The 17,928-nt window shown below is 69.1% G+C and carries 14 protein-coding genes and 1 pseudogene; 1 reads left to right on the top strand and 14 read right to left on the bottom strand.

Annotation, left to right across the window (positions count from 1 at the left end; genetic code table 11):
- Positions 1-841: 841 nt before the first annotated feature.
- The 13 genes from ASD38_RS25085 to ASD38_RS07430 all read right to left on the bottom strand — a co-directional run bounded on the left by ASD38_RS25085 (position 842) and on the right by ASD38_RS07430 (position 16,614).
- Complete coding sequence (locus tag ASD38_RS25085) at positions 842-2,407, bottom strand: RHS repeat-associated core domain-containing protein (protein WP_442857019.1); 1,566 nt, start codon at positions 2,405-2,407, stop codon at positions 842-844.
- A 2,835-nt stretch (positions 2,408-5,242) separates the two neighbouring features.
- Positions 5,243-6,973, bottom strand: a complete 1,731-nt coding sequence (locus ASD38_RS07485) for an Ig-like domain-containing protein (RefSeq protein ID WP_162252130.1) — start codon at positions 6,971-6,973, stop codon at positions 5,243-5,245.
- 154 nt (positions 6,974-7,127) lie between these two features.
- On the bottom strand, positions 7,128-8,333 hold the full coding sequence (locus ASD38_RS07480; protein ID WP_056458988.1) for a type II secretion system F family protein: 1,206 nt from the start codon (positions 8,331-8,333) through the stop codon (positions 7,128-7,130).
- The gene (locus ASD38_RS07475; RefSeq protein WP_056458985.1) at positions 8,326-10,020 is read right to left on the bottom strand and encodes a GspE/PulE family protein; all 1,695 of its coding nucleotides are present in this window, start codon (positions 10,018-10,020) and stop codon (positions 8,326-8,328) included. Before ASD38_RS07475 ends, ASD38_RS07480 begins: the two co-directional genes overlap by 8 nt.
- Entirely contained in the window at positions 10,017-10,760 is a 744-nt protein-coding gene (locus ASD38_RS07470; protein ID WP_056458982.1) for a prepilin peptidase, read from the bottom strand. Before ASD38_RS07470 ends, ASD38_RS07475 begins: the two co-directional genes overlap by 4 nt.
- Entirely contained in the window at positions 10,757-11,134 is a 378-nt protein-coding gene (gene gspG, locus ASD38_RS07465; RefSeq protein WP_235523790.1) for a type II secretion system major pseudopilin GspG, read from the bottom strand. Before gspG ends, ASD38_RS07470 begins: the two co-directional genes overlap by 4 nt.
- A 5-nt stretch (positions 11,135-11,139) precedes the next feature.
- Positions 11,140-11,910 (bottom strand): hypothetical protein, encoded by a 771-nt coding sequence (locus ASD38_RS24875; protein ID WP_056458980.1) that lies wholly within the window; start codon positions 11,908-11,910, stop codon positions 11,140-11,142.
- Complete coding sequence (gene gspD, locus ASD38_RS07455; RefSeq protein ID WP_082560699.1) at positions 11,891-13,822, bottom strand: type II secretion system secretin GspD; 1,932 nt, start codon at positions 13,820-13,822, stop codon at positions 11,891-11,893. Before gspD ends, ASD38_RS24875 begins: the two co-directional genes overlap by 20 nt.
- 24 nt (positions 13,823-13,846) lie before the next feature.
- Entirely contained in the window at positions 13,847-14,404 is a 558-nt protein-coding gene (locus ASD38_RS07450) for a hypothetical protein (RefSeq protein ID WP_056439951.1), read from the bottom strand.
- On the bottom strand, positions 14,380-14,898 hold the full coding sequence (locus tag ASD38_RS07445; protein ID WP_056458977.1) for a hypothetical protein: 519 nt from the start codon (positions 14,896-14,898) through the stop codon (positions 14,380-14,382). The genes ASD38_RS07450 and ASD38_RS07445 overlap by 25 nt, the downstream gene beginning before the upstream one ends.
- A complete protein-coding gene (locus tag ASD38_RS07440; protein WP_056458973.1) occupies positions 14,895-15,677 on the bottom strand; it encodes a hypothetical protein in 783 nt (260 codons plus the stop codon). The genes ASD38_RS07445 and ASD38_RS07440 overlap by 4 nt, the downstream gene beginning before the upstream one ends.
- On the bottom strand, positions 15,674-16,237 hold the full coding sequence (locus tag ASD38_RS07435) for a prepilin-type N-terminal cleavage/methylation domain-containing protein (RefSeq protein WP_056458971.1): 564 nt from the start codon (positions 16,235-16,237) through the stop codon (positions 15,674-15,676). The genes ASD38_RS07440 and ASD38_RS07435 overlap by 4 nt, the downstream gene beginning before the upstream one ends.
- Positions 16,234-16,614, bottom strand: coding sequence for a hypothetical protein (locus ASD38_RS07430; RefSeq protein ID WP_156390617.1), 381 nt, complete (start codon positions 16,612-16,614; stop codon positions 16,234-16,236). The genes ASD38_RS07435 and ASD38_RS07430 overlap by 4 nt, the downstream gene beginning before the upstream one ends.
- A gap of 188 nt (positions 16,615-16,802) precedes the next feature.
- On the opposite strand from ASD38_RS07430, the gene ASD38_RS07425 reads away from it, so the two are divergent.
- Positions 16,803-17,576: a hypothetical protein gene (locus ASD38_RS07425; RefSeq protein ID WP_056458967.1), complete on the top strand. Its 774-nt coding sequence runs from the start codon at positions 16,803-16,805 to the stop codon at positions 17,574-17,576.
- Here ASD38_RS07425 and ASD38_RS07420 read toward each other — a convergent pair.
- Positions 17,573-17,928: pseudogene (locus tag ASD38_RS07420) on the bottom strand (DDE-type integrase/transposase/recombinase); the annotation flags it as partial. The gene ASD38_RS07425 and the pseudogene ASD38_RS07420 overlap by 4 nt on opposite strands.

The following is a 17,928-nucleotide window of genomic DNA, read 5'->3' as shown; positions in this document are numbered from 1 at the left end:
AAAATATTGCCGAGGCTTTTCAACGCACTAGCTGAACCGCAGGTGTGCGTGACGTGCCCTTCCTTCCTGCCCCTATTTGGCGGGCTCGTTTCGGAGGGCTTGGCGGGTTTTGATATCACCGCCCAAGGCGGTCTTCCGGCACGGGAGCAACCCCCTCGGGTTGGGGCGCCGCGATCGGCTAGCGGATGGACGACCTCAGCCGGATCAGCCGGCGACGAAGACCACGATGGCCAGGCCCACCGTGGCGGTCGCAAGCAGGATCAGGACAACGGTCCATCGCGCGGCCGATCGCCACCGTTTGGGCCTCGATGGCGGCGACGAGACGGTCACCAGGTTGGGGCGTGGTCTGCGACATAGGAAGGCTCTTTCAAATTCAAACGCGGATCGCCAAAACAGCGCAGACGCAGCCTCTACTCCCTTTCGTCAGAGAAGCCGCTCTACTCTAACCTCTACGCCCAAAAAGTCTTACCAGAACGCCAATGACCAGGCCGAGAGCCGCAAGGAACACTCCATACCTAAAGTATAATTCCACATCTACTGAGTGCCCTCTCGGCCGGATAGCGGTCAATATCATGTAAATGCCGCCACCGAACATTGCTATAGACAAATAAGATGAAATTATGGCCACCGGATGCCAAGACGAAAGCTCACCATCATTCAACAGAAAGCGAGACCGCCGATTTTTCGCCGAGAACTCTTGAATAATCGGAACGAGATTGATCGCAAAAACGCCTAGTGCAGAAACTTGCACAACTATGGACCACGGCCCCGGCGCGAGCCCGCCAGCCCAGAAACCAACTATCCCGGACGCTAGCAAAAGAAATATTCTAACGAAAATCAATTACTTAGCTCCACACTTCTTCGCCACCGCGCTGCCTTTATTAATACGATCCGAGGCCTCACCAGCGACAGCATCTCCGCCATTCCGCAAAGCGTCAGCGGCTTCATTGGCGAACTTGCCGCCAGCATATACCGGTCCGAGCGCTGCACCGAGAATCTGGGAACTGACATTTGTAGCAAGCGGGCCGTAGTCACCGGCCACTGCCTTGCCCGCAGTTCCGCCCAAACCGATGGCACCTCCGACCTCGTAACCTATGCCTGATACAGTGAGGCCCGCAGTTGCCCCGGCCTGATTAACGCCGGTTGGTAGGACTGCAGCACCAACGCTTACCGCAGCCCCCACAAGCGAGGCTTTCTGAACGTCTCCGCCAAAGTTCTGAGCCCCGTCAGACGCTCGCCAAATCTCGCACTGATGACTATCGCGCCAATCCTTGGCCTTCTTTAGTGAAGCCGCCAAGTCGTTGAAAAACTGATCTCTCCGCAAGTCGGCATTCATTTTCTGGCGACGAGCATAGTTCATTGCCTTTACGACCACCTCTTCGACAGGGGGTGGCAAAGTTTGTTGTAACCCCGTCGGATCGCTCCGATTCAATGGGTCGTTCCCCACGTAGGCGTACCAATTGAGCCCGTCATCATAGCCGATGGGGTCGGTTTGGAGAAACCGCCCCAAGGTCGGAGAATAGGCTCGGGCCTTGTAGTGGTACAGCCCCAGCTCGGGCATCCAGGCCTGGCCGGTGTACTGGAACCGCCCCTGGTTGCCGGCGGCCGGCACGCCGTATTCGTCATAGGTGTTGATGGCGCTGACCACCCCCGCATTGCTGGTCACCGCCACGATCGAGCCCTGAGGGTCGGCCAGCAGGAAGCGGCGGTCGGTGGTCCCAGCGCCCTCGTACCAGACCAGCGGCTCGTCGGTTCCCGGCCCTGGGACGTACCGGCGCAAGATGGTGTTGGCGGTGTCGTACTCGGTGACCAAGTTGGAGCCGTCATAGGCCAGGCGCTGGGTCTGATAACCCGGCTTGGCGATCTCCTGCAGCCGGCCGAGCGGATCATAGACCAAGCTGCCCCCCGCCAAGGTGCTGGTCAGGTGGTTGTCCAGGTCATAGCCAAAGCCCGTCGTCCCGTCGTAGCTCAGGTTGCCGCGCAGGTCATAGCTGAACGGCGCCCCGGCGACCGCGGCGTATTGGTTCAGGCCATTGGTCGTATAGCTCCTGGCGGTCGGGGCGGCGGTCCACTCGTAGAGGGAATTGGAGCCGGTGCGGCTTTTGACTTGGCCGGCGGCGTTGTAGGTCAGGCCATAGGCCTGCCGCTTGGCCGGATCGGGCACGTACAGCGACAGGTCGCTCAGCCGCGAGGCGGCGTCGTAGTTGTATTGGCTGTTGGCCCCGTTGGCCAACCAGGCCGCCGAGCGCCGGCCAAGGTTGTCATAGGTGTAGGACGCCAGGCTGGCTGAGCCGTTCTCGCGGATCGCGGTAACCGCGCCGGTGTTGTCGTGCTCGTAGGTGACGTAGAAGCCGTCGGGCCATTGCACCCCCAGCCGGTTGCCCGCCTGGTCGTACCAGTAGGCCATCGGCAAGAAGGTCCCGTTCAGATAGGCGTAGTCGGCCGTGACCCGGCCCAGGGCGTTGTAGTAGCGCGCGCTGATCTTCTCGGCGCTGGTTCCAGCATAGGTAAAGGTCGGCCGGTTCAGGTTGTCGTAGTAGAACCAGGTCTGGACGCCGTCGTGATAGGTGACGCGGTTGAGGGCGTCGAAGACGGAGGTCACCGTCTCGCCGCTGCGCTTGCGCCAGGTGGTGCGATTGCCGGCCGCGTCATAGCCATATAGCTCGTAGTCGGTGATCGAGCTGCCGGTTCCCGAGGTATTGGGATAGCGGACCTTCACCAACCGGTCGAAGCCGTCATATTCGTAGGTCGTCAGGTTGCCCCTGCCGTCGGCGACGGTCTGCTCCTGGCCGTTGGCGGTGTAGGTGACGGTCTTCTCGACGCGGGGCGTATAGGGTGCGGTCGTTCCATAGCCGCTGGTCACCTGGGTGACCCGGTTGCCGGCGTCATAAACGGTGTAAGTGATCCGGTCGGGCCCGTCGGTTCCCTGGGTCCCCAGGCTGCAAGCGCCGGGCGCGGAGGCAAACGCCGCCGGGTTCANCGGCGTCATAAACGGTGTAAGTGATCCGGTCGGGCCCGTCGGTTCCCTGGGTCCCCAGGCTGCAAGCGCCGGGCGCGGAGGCAAACGCCGCCGGGTTCATTCGCACCGCCTGGCAGACTGGGCGGCCGGCCGTGTCGTAACCGACTTGCGTCAGGGCCTGGGTCACGCCGCCGACCACCAAGCTGTCGCTGATCTTGCGCCGTTGGGCGTCATAGGCCGGAACGCTCTGTTGCAGCGCGACGAAGCTCGACATCGCCGTGTCGGACTGATTGGTCGCCGTGCCGGTCTCGACCAGGGTGGGCTGGCCGTCGGCGGCGTAGGWGGTGCGGCTGGCGCGATAGAGCAGCGCCCCCRCCCCATCGGGGTCGGGACCGACCACGCCGGTCTTCCAGCGCGAGGCGTCGTAATAGGTCCGGCTCGTGTCGGCGGCACCCGCCAGCGGCCCGTCGGTGGCGATCACGTCGCCSCGCGCGTCRTAGGCGTAGCTGGTGGTGGCCGACAGGCTGTTGTCGCCSGCCCGGGTGGTCACCGACAGCAGGCGCACATTGTTGGCCGCGGCGCTGGATTCATAGGCRTAGTCGGTCACGGTTTCATTGGCCGTGCCGAGACATGCCGGCGCCGCGCCCGTCGCGCAGGTCGAGGTCCGGGTCAGGCGCCAGACCGSCGRCGCGGCCGTCAGGACGCCGTTCTTGATGTAGCGGGCGGTGAACTGGCCGTAGGTGTAGCGAACCTGAGGCCGCACGCCGTCCGAACCGGCCGACTTGGTGACGGTCAGCACCCCGCCATGGGCCGGATCATAGGTGAAGTCGGTCTGATCGGTGTAGCGAACCTGAGGCCGCACGCCGTCCGAACCGGCCGACTTGGTGACGGTCAGCACCCCGCCATGGGCCGGATCATAGGTGAAGTCGGTCTGATTGCCGCGCTCGTCCTTGATCCAGTCGGGCCGGTTGCAGATCTGGACGCTGGTGCACAGCGTCATGTTGTAGGAGGCGCGCATGACGGTCGCGCCGGGGACCGTGCTGGGATCCGCATTTACCGGCGTCCCCTTGGGCAGGTTCCACTTGGCCGTCACATTGTTCTGGTTGTCGTACTCGTAGCGGGCCCGGTTGCCCTCCGGCGCGGAGATCTGCATAAGCCGTCCAAGACCCGGATAGATGTTGTCCGCATCGTATTGGAAGGTGGTGGTCTGGCCGCCCGTGCCGTCGGGCTTGATGCCGACCGTGTCGCTGATGATCTGCTGGTTCTCAAGACGCGACGTGACCGTGCGCTTGTTGCCTAGCGGATCGGTGACCGTCACGACCTGCTTAAAGTTGAGCGGATGGAAGGTTTGGTCCTGAATCTGGTCGTAGGCGTAGGTCCAGGTTCCCGCACCGTCGGTGACCGCCGTGACCGCGCCATTGGGATATTGGGGGCTGATGGAAACGGTGTAGACCTTCGGTACGCCGCCAGCCGGGCTGTTGATCGTCACGGTCGTGGCTGTTTCGGATTTGGTCGGCGTCCGCCCCAGGGCCGCCTGCGAAGCGAAGGTCGGACCCGAGCACACCGCGCTCGAGCACCCGCCCTGGGTCAGGTTGGCCGCCGCCGAGGCGTCCCATTCGTGCATCCCGCCGAATCCGGCGATGGTGTAGCCGAGGCTGCTCTCCACCTGCATCCAGCTGGCGCCGATGCCTTCCACGTCATAGGTGAAGGTCAAAACTTCGCCGGACGGATAGGTGACGCTCTGCAGCACGCCCCAGGCCGGCCGCATGTTGGGGTTCATGACGTACTGGATATGGACCAGCTTGAAGCGGGCGACGGTGCCATCGGCCAGGGTGTAGACGATGTTGTTGGCGTCCTTGTCCAGCGTGTTGCCCTCGGAGAACTCTGGACCGAGATCGGGTGCGCCAACGAACAGCTGGCTTTGGCCCATGAAGGCCACGAGACTGGTTTCCTGAACCTCGGCGCTGCCCACCAGCTTGACGTAGGAGAACATCGACGAGATCGAGAACCCTGGCCTGAGCGTCTTGGACGCCGCCAGCCCGCCCGGGCCGTCGGGACCGATGCTGTTGAGCCCGGACGTTACGCTCATGGCGCCGCTGATCAGGTCCACGCCGTTGGCGTCGACGGCCGAATGCTTAGGCGGCGGGATCGGATCCTGGGCCAGGACGGGGGTTACGCCGCCCAGCAGCGTCGCGGCGGTCAGGGCCAGGGCGGCCAGCGATCCGCGCAGGGTCGCGCGGAACGACGGGAAGCTCATCGGTCTGGTCATCACGCCCCGCACGCCTAGAAGGTCACATTGATGGAGAGGGTGGCGGTGGCCGTGCCGCCTTTGCCGTCGGTGATCGTGTAGGTCAGGCTGTCGCCGCCCTTGGAGGACTTGGCCATGACCGTGATCGTGCCGCCGCTGAACGCGTAGTCGGCCTTGGTCGAGGTGGTCTTGCTCAGCGAGACGATCGACAGCGTGTCGCCGTCGGGGTCGCTGTCATTGGCCGTCACGTTCACATTGACCGTGTCGCCCGCCACGATCTGGACCGTGCCGTCATTGACCGCGGTCGGCGGATTGTTGGGCGGGGGCGCGCCGACCGTCACCGACACCGTGGCCGGGGCGCTGGTGCCCCCAGGACCCGTGGCGGTGTAGGTGAAGCTGTCGGGACCGGAATACAGACCGTTGGGCGTATAGGTCGCCGTCGTGCCGCTGATCGACGCCCAGCCATGGGCCGGACCGGAGGCGACCGCCAGCGAGCTGTAGATCCCGCTCGGCGACAGGCCGATGGCCTTGGGCGTGTTGAACGCCGTCGTCGTCGAGACCGCGCCCGCCGTCGGGGCCGGCGGCAAGCCGACCGAGACCGACACCGTGGCCGGCGCGCTGGCGCCGCCTGGTCCGCTGGCGACGTAGTTGAAGCTGTCGGGACCATAGTAGCCGGTATAGGGCGTGTAGTGGGCGGTCGTGCCCGTGACGGCGTAGTAGCCGTGGGCCGGCGCCGTAACGATCGTGGCTCCGGCCACGACCCCGCCCACCGGCAGCGCCACCGTCGCGTCCGCGCCGTTGTAGGCCACCGACAACGAGGTGTTGGCCGCCGTCGGGGCCGGCGGGTTGCCGACCGTGACCGACACCGTGGCCGGCGCGCTATTGCCGCCCGGTCCGTTGGCCACGTAGTTGAAGCTGTCGGGACCGTAGTAGCCTGTATAGGGCGTGTAGTGGGCGGTCGTGCCGGTGACCGCGTAGTAGCCGTGGGCGGGGGCCATGACAATCGTGGCTCCGGTCACCACCCCGCCCACCGGCAGCGCCACCGTCGCGTCCGCGCCGTTGTAGGCCACCGACAGCGAGGTGTTGGCCGCCGTCGGGGCCGACGGGTTGGCGATGGTGACGCTCACCGTACCCGGGCTCGAATTTCCGCCGGGACCGCTGGCGTAAAAAGTGAAGCTGTCGGCGCCGTACGCGCCGGAGGTCGCCGTATAGGTGAAGCCAAGGCCCGTCGTCTTCGTCACCGTCCCTTTGGTTGGGGCGGTGGCCACGGCCCAAGATGTGACCACGCCGGCTGTCGGCACGGTTTCGTTGGCGGCGGAATTGTAGGGCACGTTCATCGCGCCGTTTCCGGCGATCGGGGCCGGCGGGTTGGCGATGCTGACGGTGATGGTCTGGACGGCGGAGTTCCCGCCCGGTCCGACCGCGTGATAGGTGAAGCTGTCGGCCCCGTAGCTGTTGACGCCGGCGGTATAGGTCGCGGTCGTGCCCGAGATCGACACCGAGCCCTTGGTCGGAGCGGCCTCGACGGTCGCCCCCGTGAACGGGCCGCTGACCGGCAGGGCCAGGCTCGCCGAGCCGCCGAACGGCACGCTGAGCGAGCCAGCCCCCGCGCCCGGCGGCGGATAGACGATGTTCAGCGCGGTGCGGTTGCCCGCCGCGTCGTAGGTGTAGGCCACGGCGCCACTGGGCCGGGCGACGGTTTTGACTTGCCCCTGGGGGTCATAGGTATAGGTCGTGGTGACCTGGGCCGCCGACACGGACGCCACGCTCGCGATCGCAAGCGAGCCCAAGGCGATCGCCAAGCGCGACCGCATCAAAAAAGCCACCGAACGCCCCCACCTAAACTTCCGACGAAGCTTGACCGTAGAACCGCATTCCGCGGGGCGCAACTAGGACGCGTTGAAATCTATGCGATAGCTCTCAGTTCAGCGCCGCCTGGCCCAACTCGGTCACGCCTGACAGCAGCCCGGCCATCATCAGACCGATCAACCCGCCGAGCAGGACGATCAAAGCCGGCCCCAGCAACCGGGCGGCCGCCTCGATGTCGCGCACCGCGGCGGCCTCCTCCAGCTTTCCCGAGCGCTGCAGCATCCGCCCCAAGGCTCCGGTCGACTCGCCCACGGAGACCAGCCGCACGATGGTCGGCGGAAAGCCCTTCACCGCCTGGAGAGCCTGCGACAGCGACACGCCTTGGCGCACCTGTTGCAGTACGATCCGCAGGCGGGTCTTGGCCAGATCTGAGCGCACCGCGCCAATGGCCAGGCGCAAGGCCTCGCTCATCGGCGCGCCGGCGCTCAGCATCGCGCCCAGCGACATCGAAAAGCCGCCGAACGCCAGGGCGCAGGTCGTGCGCCGCCAGGGCCCCGCCAGCCACATGCGGTCGAGCGGTCCCGCCAGCAAGCCGGCGCGGCCCAGGGCCAAGGTCAGGGCGATCACGCCCCCCAGGCCGCCGCCCAGGACCAGCCCGTGCTCACGCAGCAGGCGGCTGGCCGCCAGCAATCCCGAAAGGATCGGAGCGCTCCCCTCGCCGCCTTCGCTGACCAACGGCTCCAGCGACGGGACGACGGCCAGCAGGATCACCCCGGCCGCCGCCAGGGTGCTGAGCAGCACGAACAAAGGATAGGCCAGGGCGGCGACCAACTGCTGACGCAACTTGATGGCCGCCTCGAGCATCTCGCCCGCCCGGCGCAGCGCTTGGGGCAGATCGCCGGACGCCTCGCCCGCCGCGACCAGGGCGGCCACGAAGCCGTGGCGCGGCGCCAGGGTTTTGGCGAAGGCCGCGTCGAGCGCTTGGCCGGCGCTGATCTCCCGCAGCAATCGACGGCAGGCGTTGGCGACGCGCGAACCCTGGGCCCGCGACAACAGCACGTTCAGCGACGAGCGCATGTCGGCCCCGGCGCTCAGGAGGTCGGCCAGGCTGAGCAGGATCTCGGCGCTTTCGCGGTCCCCAAGACCATGGTCGCCGCCGCGGGCCTGGGTTCGCACCGGCGACAGCTTGAGCGGCGACAGGCCTTGACGCCGCAAACGCTCGAAGGCCGCCTGCTCGCTGGGCCCTGGAACCTCGCCGCGCACCCGCCGACCGTCAGCCCCGAGCGCCACATAGGAAAAGCTTTGGGCGTCAGTCATGAACCGCGCCCATCACTTCCTCCAGCGTGGTCTCGCCGCGCATGGCCTTGTCCAGGCCGTCGGCCGCCATGCTGACCAGGCCCAATTGGCGGGCCAGTCGACCAATCTCCGCGGCCGGCTGGCGGTCGGCGACGGCTCTGAGCAGGGCGTCATTGGTCAAGAAGGCTTCGGCGATGGGCGCCCGTCCCCTAAAGCCGGCGCCCTTGCAGGCCGGGCAGCCCTGGGCCCTGAAGGCGCGCAGCGGAGCGGCCAGGCCCTGGCTGGCGACGAAGGCCAGCTCGGCCTCGGTCGGCGCGGCGGCTTGCCGGCAGTGCGGGCACAGACGTCGAACCAGCCGCTGGGCCACCGCCCCCCGAAACGCCGCCGCCAGCTGATAGGGCTCGACACCCATGTCGAGCAGACGCGGCAGAACCGCCAAGGCGTCGTTGGCGTGGATCGAGGCCAGCACCAAGTGGCCGGTCATCGCCGCCTGGATGGCCACGGCCGCCGTCTCCGGATCGCGGATCTCGCCCACCAGGATGACGTCGGGGTCCTGGCGCAGGAACGAGCGCAGCGCGGCGGCGAAGGTCAGACCCAGTTGCGGCGCGACCTGGGTCTGGGAGACGTGCTCGAAGTGGTACTCGACCGGATCTTCGACGCTGAGCACCTTCTTGGGCGAACCGGTGAAGGTTTCCAGCAGGGCGTAGAGCGTGGTGGTCTTGCCGCTGCCGGTGGGACCGGTGACCAGGAAGATCCCGTGCGGCGCGCTTGCGGCCTTGCGCAGAACCTGCGTGACATCCTGCGCCAGGCCCAGGCCGTCAAGTTCGAGCGGCACGGCGCTGCGGTCAAGGATCCGCAGCACGGCGGCCTCGCCGAACACCGTCGGGGCGGTGGCCACCCGCACGTCGACCGACTTGCCGCCGATGACGAACGAGGTGCGACCGTCCTGCGGCAAGCGGCGTTCGCCAAGGTTGAGGTTGGCGATCACCTTGATCCGCGACACCGCCGGCGCGGCCAGATCGGCGGCCACCACAAGGTGGTCGATCATCCGGCCGTCGACTCGCAGGCGAACGCGCAGGTCGTGACGCCGCGGTTCGAAATGGATGTCCGAAGCGCCCAGGGCGATCGCCGCCTCGAAGGCTTCAGCCACCAGGCGCGCGCCGCCGCCCTCGACCGCTCCGTCCGAGACCTGGTCGATTTCGCGAGCCAGCCGGCGCTCGTCCAAGGCTTCGGAGGGCGCGGCCGCCTCGACGCCGTAACGCTCGTCGAACGCCCGACGCCAGTCGGCGGGGCGCGCGGCCAGCACGCTGACCGGACGGTTGGCCGCGAAGACCAGGCCGGCGAGCGCCTCGTCGTCCAACGGGTCGCAGGCGGCGCAGACCAGCGCGGCCCCTGCCCCGTCCAGCGGCAGCAGGCGGGCGCGGCGCAGGAAGTCGGCGGCGACGCCGAGGTCGGCGATCTCGACCATCGCCGGGCGCAGGCGCGGCTCCCAGATCTCGCACCCGGCCGCCTGGGCGTAGGCGCGGGTCAGCTCCTCGTCCGACAGCACGCCCAGCTGGTTGAGCACCTGCTCGACCGGCTGACCGGTGCGCACGGCGACCAGTTCGGCCCGGGCGATGGCCGAGCGCTCGACCAGGCCGCGTTCAATCAGAGCCTCGACCAGGCTGGCGCGCGCCTGGGCGCGCGCGGGGTTGCGGGCCACGGTCATGGAATCAGGTCTCCAAGCCAGCCTGCTTGCACCGCCAGCCCGACCGCCCAGCCGCTGGCCGCCAGGACCGGACCAAAGGCGATCTTTCCGTCAGGCGACTTGATCAGCCGGATCTGCGCCAAGCCGAGCAGACCGGCCAGCGCGATCGCCCAGGGCGTCGCCGCCCCCAGCCACAGGGCCAGGGCCGCGGCCAATTTGACGTCCCCCAGGCCCAAGCCGGGATCGCCACGCCGCGCCGCGAAGCTGCGGCGCAACAGCAGCAACACGCCTCCGGTGAACGCGGCGGCGGCCAGACCGGTCAGCGCCGCCGTAGGCCCCCGGTGAAGGGCGAGGCCAAGACCCAGGATCGCGGCGACCAGGCTGGCCAGGTCCGGCAGCCGGCGGCTGGCGACGTCGGCGGCCGCCCCGGCGATCAACGCCAGGCCCAGGGCGGCGACGACCAAGGCCTGGCCGATCGGCAGGATCGCGACACTGGCCATGACCAGGCCCGCGCCGAGGACCTCGCCGGCCAGGTGCCCCGGATGGATCGGCGCGCGGCAGGCCGCGCAGGCGCCGCCCAGCCGGACGAAGGAGACGATCGGCACGGTCGCGCCAAACCCGAGCGGCGCGGCGCAGGCGTCGCAGCGCGAACGCCCGGTCAGGGCCTGCTCGCCCCGCGCCCAGCGCAGGCCCGCCGTGGCGGCGAAACTGCCGACGACCGCGCCCAGCGGCAGGGCGGCGATGAGCGCCGCGACATTCATTTGGGCGCGACCAGGTCGCGCTTGGTCCCCGTCCCGCCCTCTTTGCGGTCGGAACCGAGGCTGACGACCCCGAAGGTCTCATCGTCGCCGGTCCGATAGAGGATCTGGCCGCTCCACGGGTCCTTCAGGGCGCTGGCCGATTTCAGATAGGGGCCGGTCCAGCCCTCGGCGTCGGCCGGCTCGTCGACCAGCGCCGCCAAGCCCTCGCCGGCGGTCGGATAGCGACCAACGTCGGAGCGGAACATTTCGACGGCGGCGGCCACCGACTCCAGCTGCAACTGGGCCGACTTCACCCGGGCGCGGCCCAGCTGTCCCATCAGACTGGGCGTCAGCACCGCGGCGATCAGGCCGATGATCGCGATGACCACCAGCATCTCGGTCAGGGTGTAGCCGGCGTCTTGTCCGGAGCGCCCTCGCCTCTGGCCGAAACCTCGATGGTCTTGTCGCATGTCACGCCCTTCCCCGCGCCTCTTCCGAAGCGTCGCCATATTATCGCGCCGGGCGTTTCGGCGCGCCCGATCAATCTCACAATCCGCTCGTCCGTCCAGCCGTCCTCGGTGCGCGCGACAATCCGCCAGACCTGCCCCGCGCGCGCCGCGCCGGGCTCCTGATCCGGCTCGCGGATCGGGCCCAGGCTGACGGCCTGGGCCAAGCCCCAAGGCGAGATGGCGCTGACCGCGCAGACCCGCCAGTCGCTCGCCTGGTCCGCCGCCTGGACCTGGTCCGGGGTCGCGCTGGCCGCCTCAAGGCCCGCCAGCCGCAGCCGTGCCTGGTCCGGATCGGCGGCGCCCAGGGCGGTCAAGGCCTTGTCGTCGAGCTCGGCCGCCGCGGCCAGCGCCAACTTGGGGGCCTCGGGCTCAGCCAACAGGCTCATGCCCCGGGGATCGAGCCCACCCGCGCTCCAGGCCAGCCGGCCCGAACTGGAACTGTTCAAAAGTCGCGTCACCGCCAGCGCCTGGGCGCCAGACAAGGCGTATTCGGCCTGGCTGCGCCGAAAATCGGCTCGCGCCAGCTTCAGCGCCGCAACCCCGCGCATCACCAGGGCCGCCGCCAGGATCGCGACCGCCAGGCTGACGCTCAGGGCCGCGGCCGTGGCGTAGCCCCCGTCGGGGCCGTCCGCGCGACGATCCTCAGTGCGCCAGCAGGCCACGGCTGTCGATCTCCTTCATGTCGGCCAGCAGGTCGCGTGTCATCTGGCTGGAAGCGGTCGGGTCACGCATGATCTTGACCCTCAGCAGCACCACCAGTTCGGTCCGCGCGCCTTCCTTTGATGTCGACTTGAAAAGGGCGCCCAGGAACTTGACGTCCTTGAGCCCCGGCACGCCGCTGTCGGAGTCGCTGTTGCGATGGCTGATCAGCCCGCCCAGGGCCACGACCGCCCCGTCCTCCAGCACCAGGGTGCTGGAGAGCTTGCGCTGCTGAATGGTCGGGGAGTCGATGCCGGAGGTCACGGTCTTGGCCACGCCGCTGACCTCCTGGGTGATGTCCACCACCACCTTGTCCTCGCCGCTGATGCGCGGCGTGACCTCGAGGATCACGCCGGTGTCGCGGTATTCCACCGTGTTGACGATGGCGGGCGAGGAGGTGGTGGTGTCGGTGGCCGTCTGGGTGACGATCGGCACCTGATCGCCGATCTGCAGGCGCGCCTTGTGGTTGTCCAAGGTGATCAGCTTGGGGGCGGAGACCACGTCGATCGCGGTGCGCGAGCCCAGGGCGTTGATCGCCGCGTCGATGTCGCCGCCCAGATAGGTGATCGAAAAGCCGGGGAATTTGGGGCCGATCACGCCGTTTTCGGTATAGACCGAATTGCCGGCCAGCTTGCCGTTGTCGCTGACCACCGACCAATCGACGCCGAACCGGAAATCGTTGGTCAGGCTGACCTCGATGATCGAGGCCTCGATCATCACCTGGGCGGGCGGACGGTCGATTTCGGCCAGGGTCTGCTGCAGGCTCATCCAACGCGCGGCCGGCGCGCGGATGATCAGGGTGTTGCTGTCGCGGTCCACGCCGATGCGCACCCCGTCCTCCAGCTTCTGCTCGCCCAAGCTCTCGGCGCCGCCTTCACTCCCGCTGCTTGTCGCCCCGCCGCCGTCGTCCTTGGCGGCGTCGGTCTGGGACGAGTCGCGGTCGGACTGGCGGCTGTTGAACCCGCCGCCCTTGGCGTCGCCGGTCGACAGCACCTGCGACAGGGTCCTGGCCAGCGAAGCGGCCGAGGCGCTGCGCGGGCGATAGACGTAGAGCTGGGTGGACAGATCGCGCGAAGGCGTGTCGAGACGCACAATCCAGTTGGCCACCTCGTCCATCGCCTGCTCGGTGCGGGCCGAAACGATCAGGCCGTTCAGCCGGTTTAGCGGCGACACCGATACCCCTTGCACCCCGGCGGTCGCCAGGACCTTGGCCAGGTCGGACGCCACCGCGCCCGCCGCGGCCTGGTGCAGATCAAACCAGCGAATGCGCGCGCCCTCGAAGACATTGCGGTCGAGGATCTTGATGGTCTCAAGCAGCGACTGCAGCTCCGAACCCGATCCGCCCAGCACGATCAGGCCCAGCTTGTCGTTGGAATAGAGCACCGCCTTGGAGCCCGTCATCGCCTCCAGCGCCTTGGCCACCTCGGTGGGGGTGGAGAACGACAGCGGCACGGCCACGACCTCGTAGCCGCCGCGCCGCCCCCCGCTGACCGCGCTGGGATCGCGCAGCGCGGCCGACGAGCGGGCCTTGTCTCGCGGGGCCAGCACCAGACTGTCGCCTTGGCGCAGAAGGGCCACGTCGTTGACCGCCAGGGCCGCCTCGAACGCCTCCAGCAACTGGGCGCGGGTCAGCCGCCGGTCGATGCGAAACGACACCTTGCCGGTGACGCCGGGATCGATGGTGTAGGGCACGCCCAAGGCGGCGCCGAGAATCTCCTCGGCCACCTGGGCGATATCGGCGTCGCGGAAGGCGAAGGTGAAGGACTCGGCCCGCTCGGCCGGCGCGGGGGCGGCCCGCGCCCGCGCCGTTCCCGGCGGGGTCAGAGTCAGGCAGGTGGCGCCAAGGACCAGGCAGAATGCGCGCTTGAAGGTCATGGGAGACTTCACTTGAGACACCCGTTATCCGCCAAGGCCAGGGGCGCTGGCGGGGGGCGGAGGCGGCCTGAAGCCCGGGGGCGGCACGTCGCCGGGCGCGCTCGGGAAAGCTAGAGTTGACGGGCCAAGGCTGGCGGTCGCGCCGCTAGGGGAGACGGGCGTGGCCTCGCCGATGCGCAAGGTCCGCACGCCCAAGGGCAGATCGAGGCTCGCGCGGCCGGACCCGACGTCGCGTAACACCACCCCGTCCCGACTCTCGCCGCGCGCCAGCCAGGCGGGCGGCTTGCCGTCGATGGCCAGCAGGGCGGCGGCGCGCCCGGGCATGCGCGACAACCCAAGCACCGTCACCACCGGATCGCGCACGGCGTTGGGGCCGGTCGACAGGGCAAACAGCGGCGGCCCCGACAGCGACGGCGCGCCGCCGTCCACGCCCCGCTGGGCGCGGGACGGCCCAAGCGCCGCCAACCGGTCCTGAGCCGGGGTCAGCACGTCCTGGCGGCCGGCCGCAAGCCAGGCGGCCGCGCCCAGGGTCAGGCCCACCACGGCGCAGATCGGGATCAGAGGCGCGCGGAGGTCGAGCAATAGAAATGTCCTGAAAATTGCAAGGAAACGGCCGAGGTCTTGGAAACCAGGTCGATGGAATCGACGAAAAGCGTCGGACGCGCCGCGTCCAGACCGCCCAGCAGGGTCATGGCGTCCTCGTAGGAGCCGACGGTCTCGAAGCGGAAGTTGACGGCCAGCAGGCTGTCACCGGCCGGGGACGAGGGCTCGAAGGCGATCGCCGCCAGCTTAGCCTGCCCCAGCCGCGCGCGAAGCTTCTGCTCGACGACGCCCGCGCCGAGAGCAACGCCTTCGCGGCAGATCGCGCCGCGCGGATAGGTCGGCTCGTCATCGGCCCCGTCGCGCCGCAAGGCCTCGATGCGATCGAGCTTGCGTTCCAGCTCGGCCAGACGCGCGGCGCGGTCGGCGGGACGCGCCAGTGCCGCCAGACCCGTGGCGGTGACGATGGCCGCCGCCCCGCCGATCATCGCCGCGACGACCGCGAGGCCCGGTCCGCTGGCTCGGTCCCGGTTCATCGACCGTCCCCCTCCGGTTCGATCCGCCAGATCCCGACGCCTTGGCGGGTGACCGCCCGACGGGGATCGGCGAACGGCGAGGCTTCGTCGCGGGCTTGCACGCGGCTGACGCCATGGTCCCAGCGCCAGGCCTCGATGCGCGCGTCGGGCTTGCGCGCCGCCATCGCCCAGGCCAGATCGGTCAGCGGGACCGCCACGCGGTCGCCCGGCGACGCGGCCGCCAGGGCCGCCGATTGCCGTCGGACCAGTTGAGCCGCCTCGACCCGCTGGAGTTTGACCGCCGCGTCATGCTCCAGGACCGCCAGCTGTTCCTCGCCTTGGGCGCGGGCCAGCAGGGCCCCGGCGACCGACACGAACAACAGGGCCGCGACGGCCGCCGCCGCCCCGCCGACCAGCAGCGAGCGCCGCGCCCGGCGGGCCAGGGCCTCGGGCGGTTCGAACACCACCCGCGCCGGCCGGCCTTCGACCTGGACCTCCGCCTCGAACCGTTCCTGGATCTCGGAGGCGCGCACGTAGCACGCGGCGAACAGCGCGCCCTGCACAGGCCGCCACGGCGTCAGGCGCTTGAGCCGCAGACAGACCTGGTCCATCGGCAGAGGCGCTTGGTGGCGCGCCGCCAGCTGAGCCCCGCGCACCTGCTCCCATGGCCAGCCGGCCGGCGTCTGGACCGCGCGGGCGAAGACGCGCGGCGGCGCAGCGACGCCAGGGGCCTCGTCATGCAGGACGTCGCCGACGGCTTCGTCGTCGTTGACCAACCGCAGATCCAGGGGCGTCCTCATGGCGCCTTGGTCCGGCAGGCGCCGATGATGGCGTCGAACTGGCAATCGCGGGGTTCGCGGGTCCAGACCCGCGCCACCGCCAGCGGCGCGTTCGCGCCCTTGGCCACCAACAAGATGGCGCGCGGCGCCGCGTCCCGGGCGTCCCCTTCGCGCCTGTCCGATCGCGGCCAAACGGCGGCCGCCCCGCGGCTGTCCAGATAGCCGAACCGAACGTCCCGTTGGCGCAGGCGCAGTCGCCGCGCCGGTCCCGACCGCGCCTGAAGGATCAGCACGGTGCGCCGCTTGTCGGCTTCCAGACGCGCCGAGCAAGCGGCCTCGCCGCAGGTCGCCGAAAGCCTTCGATCATCGCCGCTCAGGGTCTCAGCGTCCTGCTCGGCCAGCCACAGGGTCAGGGCGCGGTCGGCGGCGCGGTCCTCGATCAGGCGCGTGGACACGCGACTCGAGGCCAGTTGCTGGCGGGCGATCAGGCTGGCGACCAGGCCCAGCCCGCCCATGGCCATGCCCAGGATCGCCAGGGCCGCCAGCATCTCGGCCAGGGTGTAGCCGCCGTCGTCGGTCATCCGGTCGCCTCGGGCCGGCAGATATCGACGGTGGCGATGCGATAGGCGCGGCCGCTGGCGGCCTTGGCCGAGGCGGTGCGCACGCAAGGCGCCGCCTGGCGAGCCGGCCCGGCGTCCGGAATATTGGCCTCGACCCGCCAGTCCAGGCCCAGATCGTGACCGCTCCACACCCCGACCTGACCGGCCGTGGCTTCCAGGCGTTCGCGCAGCAGCAGTTCGGCGTCGCGGGTCTCGCCGGCCGAGCGGCTGGCGCGCGTTCCGACCTGCGCGGCCATCAACGACAGGGCCAGGCTCGACGAGAGAATGGTGACGGCCACCAGCGCGTCAACGGCCGCAAAGCCGTCCTGGCCCCTGACTGGACCTGGTTGCTGACGCATGGACCCCCACTCCGCGCCCCGACGCGCGCACTCCGGAAGCTTGGCTTCCGAGCGCTTGATATCACGCGATGCAGGCGGATGAATAGACGAGGTCTCCAAAGTTGCGGCGTCCGGTGGACCCAAGCCATACGGATCGCTACCGTTGCGACCTCATCGACCACGAGCCCCGCAAGGCCGCTTCCCGCACCATGTCAGGATCAAGTCCGCAAGCCCCTGACGACTCGCGCATCAGCACGGCGGCGGCGCTCGTCGCCCTGGGCGGTCACGCCGTTGTCGTCCTGGCCGCGCTGCTGCTAAGCGCGCGAGGCCAGACCCTCGTCGCCGCCCCCGGGGTGGTCGGCGTCACCCTGGTCAGCGGCGCGCCCGGCGGGGCCCCGGCCTTGCCTCCAGCCGCGCCGGCGGCCGCTCCGACCGCCTCCCGCCCCGTTCCGCCGAGGCCCGTTCCGGACGCAAACGCCGGCGAGCGCCTCGATCGCCTGATCGCGCCGGAGGCCGCCGCGCCCGCTTCGACCTCGGCCGCGGCGGGCCCCGATCGACCGTCCGACGGCGGCCAGCGCGGCGGATCTGGCGTCGCCGCCAACAGCTCACCGGCGTCCGGCTCGAGCCGGGCCGACCAGGGCCTTGGCCAGGGCGAAGGCGCCGAGGGGATCGATCTCTACGCCGCCGCGTCCCTGCCCAATGTCGGCGCCCGGCCCGCCTCGCCGCCGGCCGGCGACCTTTGGAAACAGGTGGCGCCGTGCTGGCGCTCGGCCTCACCGCGCAAGGCGACCTTGATGGTCGAGATCGGCGATGACGGACGCTTAACAGGCTCGCCCAAGGCGGTCCGCAAGATCCCCTCCCCCGCTGACGCACCGCTGCTCTTGGCCGAACGCGCCGCCGCCCGCGCCCTGCAGGCCTGCGCGCCCTATAGCGGCCTTGGCGGCCGTAGCTGGCGGGTGGAGTTTCCAGCATTGTCAGGTTAACCCGCCTGGCCACGATATGCCCAACCGTGTCCAGCTCGGGCGCTCACGGCTTGGCTCCAAGCACGCATGGCTTCGCCTCGAAACTGGCGCAGGGTCTGGCGGCGGATCAGGTGGGGCTGAGCGTAGACTGTGTTGTAGACCGCCGCATGGTGGTGAGGAACCGCTGGGCCGGGGCTTGGGACTTGAACCCCTGCATCTTTCGCTCGCGTCTTCGGATGGGCAGGTGCGAGTTTTCGGCGCGGTTGTTTTCCCGTAAGCGACCTGGGCGGTGAAGGTCGATCAGGTCCAGACCCTTCAGCGCCGCAACGTATGAACCGAGCCCGTCGGTCGTGATCGAGACCGGATCAACCGG

Origin of the sequence: Caulobacter sp. Root487D2Y (assembly GCF_001427165.1) — a bacterium.
Lineage (GTDB): Bacteria > Pseudomonadota > Alphaproteobacteria > Caulobacterales > Caulobacteraceae > Caulobacter.
The sequence above is the reverse complement of the archived record's forward strand: the minus strand, read 5'-3'. Positions and strand labels throughout refer to the sequence as shown.

Excerpts from the sequence above, each read along its gene's own strand:
- ASD38_RS25085 (WP_442857019.1), bottom strand. The coding sequence starts at position 2,407 with ATGGCCTACTGGTACGACCAGGCGGGCAACCGGCTGGGGGTGCAATGG.
- ASD38_RS07480 (WP_056458988.1), bottom strand. The coding sequence starts at position 8,333 with ATGACTGACGCCCAAAGCTTTTCCTATGTGGCGCTCGGGGCTGACGGT.
- ASD38_RS07475 (WP_056458985.1), bottom strand. The coding sequence starts at position 10,020 with ATGACCGTGGCCCGCAACCCCGCGCGCGCCCAGGCGCGCGCCAGCCTG.
- ASD38_RS07470 (WP_056458982.1), bottom strand. The coding sequence starts at position 10,760 with ATGAATGTCGCGGCGCTCATCGCCGCCCTGCCGCTGGGCGCGGTCGTC.
- gspG (WP_235523790.1), bottom strand. The coding sequence starts at position 11,134 with ATGCTGGTGGTCATCGCGATCATCGGCCTGATCGCCGCGGTGCTGACG.
- gspD (WP_082560699.1), bottom strand. The coding sequence starts at position 13,822 with ATGACCTTCAAGCGCGCATTCTGCCTGGTCCTTGGCGCCACCTGCCTG.
- ASD38_RS07445 (WP_056458977.1), bottom strand. The coding sequence starts at position 14,898 with ATGAACCGGGACCGAGCCAGCGGACCGGGCCTCGCGGTCGTCGCGGCG.
- ASD38_RS07440 (WP_056458973.1), bottom strand. The coding sequence starts at position 15,677 with ATGAGGACGCCCCTGGATCTGCGGTTGGTCAACGACGACGAAGCCGTC.
- ASD38_RS07435 (WP_056458971.1), bottom strand. The coding sequence starts at position 16,237 with ATGACCGACGACGGCGGCTACACCCTGGCCGAGATGCTGGCGGCCCTG.
- ASD38_RS07430 (WP_156390617.1), bottom strand. The coding sequence starts at position 16,614 with ATGCGTCAGCAACCAGGTCCAGTCAGGGGCCAGGACGGCTTTGCGGCC.
- ASD38_RS07425 (WP_056458967.1), top strand. The coding sequence starts at position 16,803 with ATGTCAGGATCAAGTCCGCAAGCCCCTGACGACTCGCGCATCAGCACG.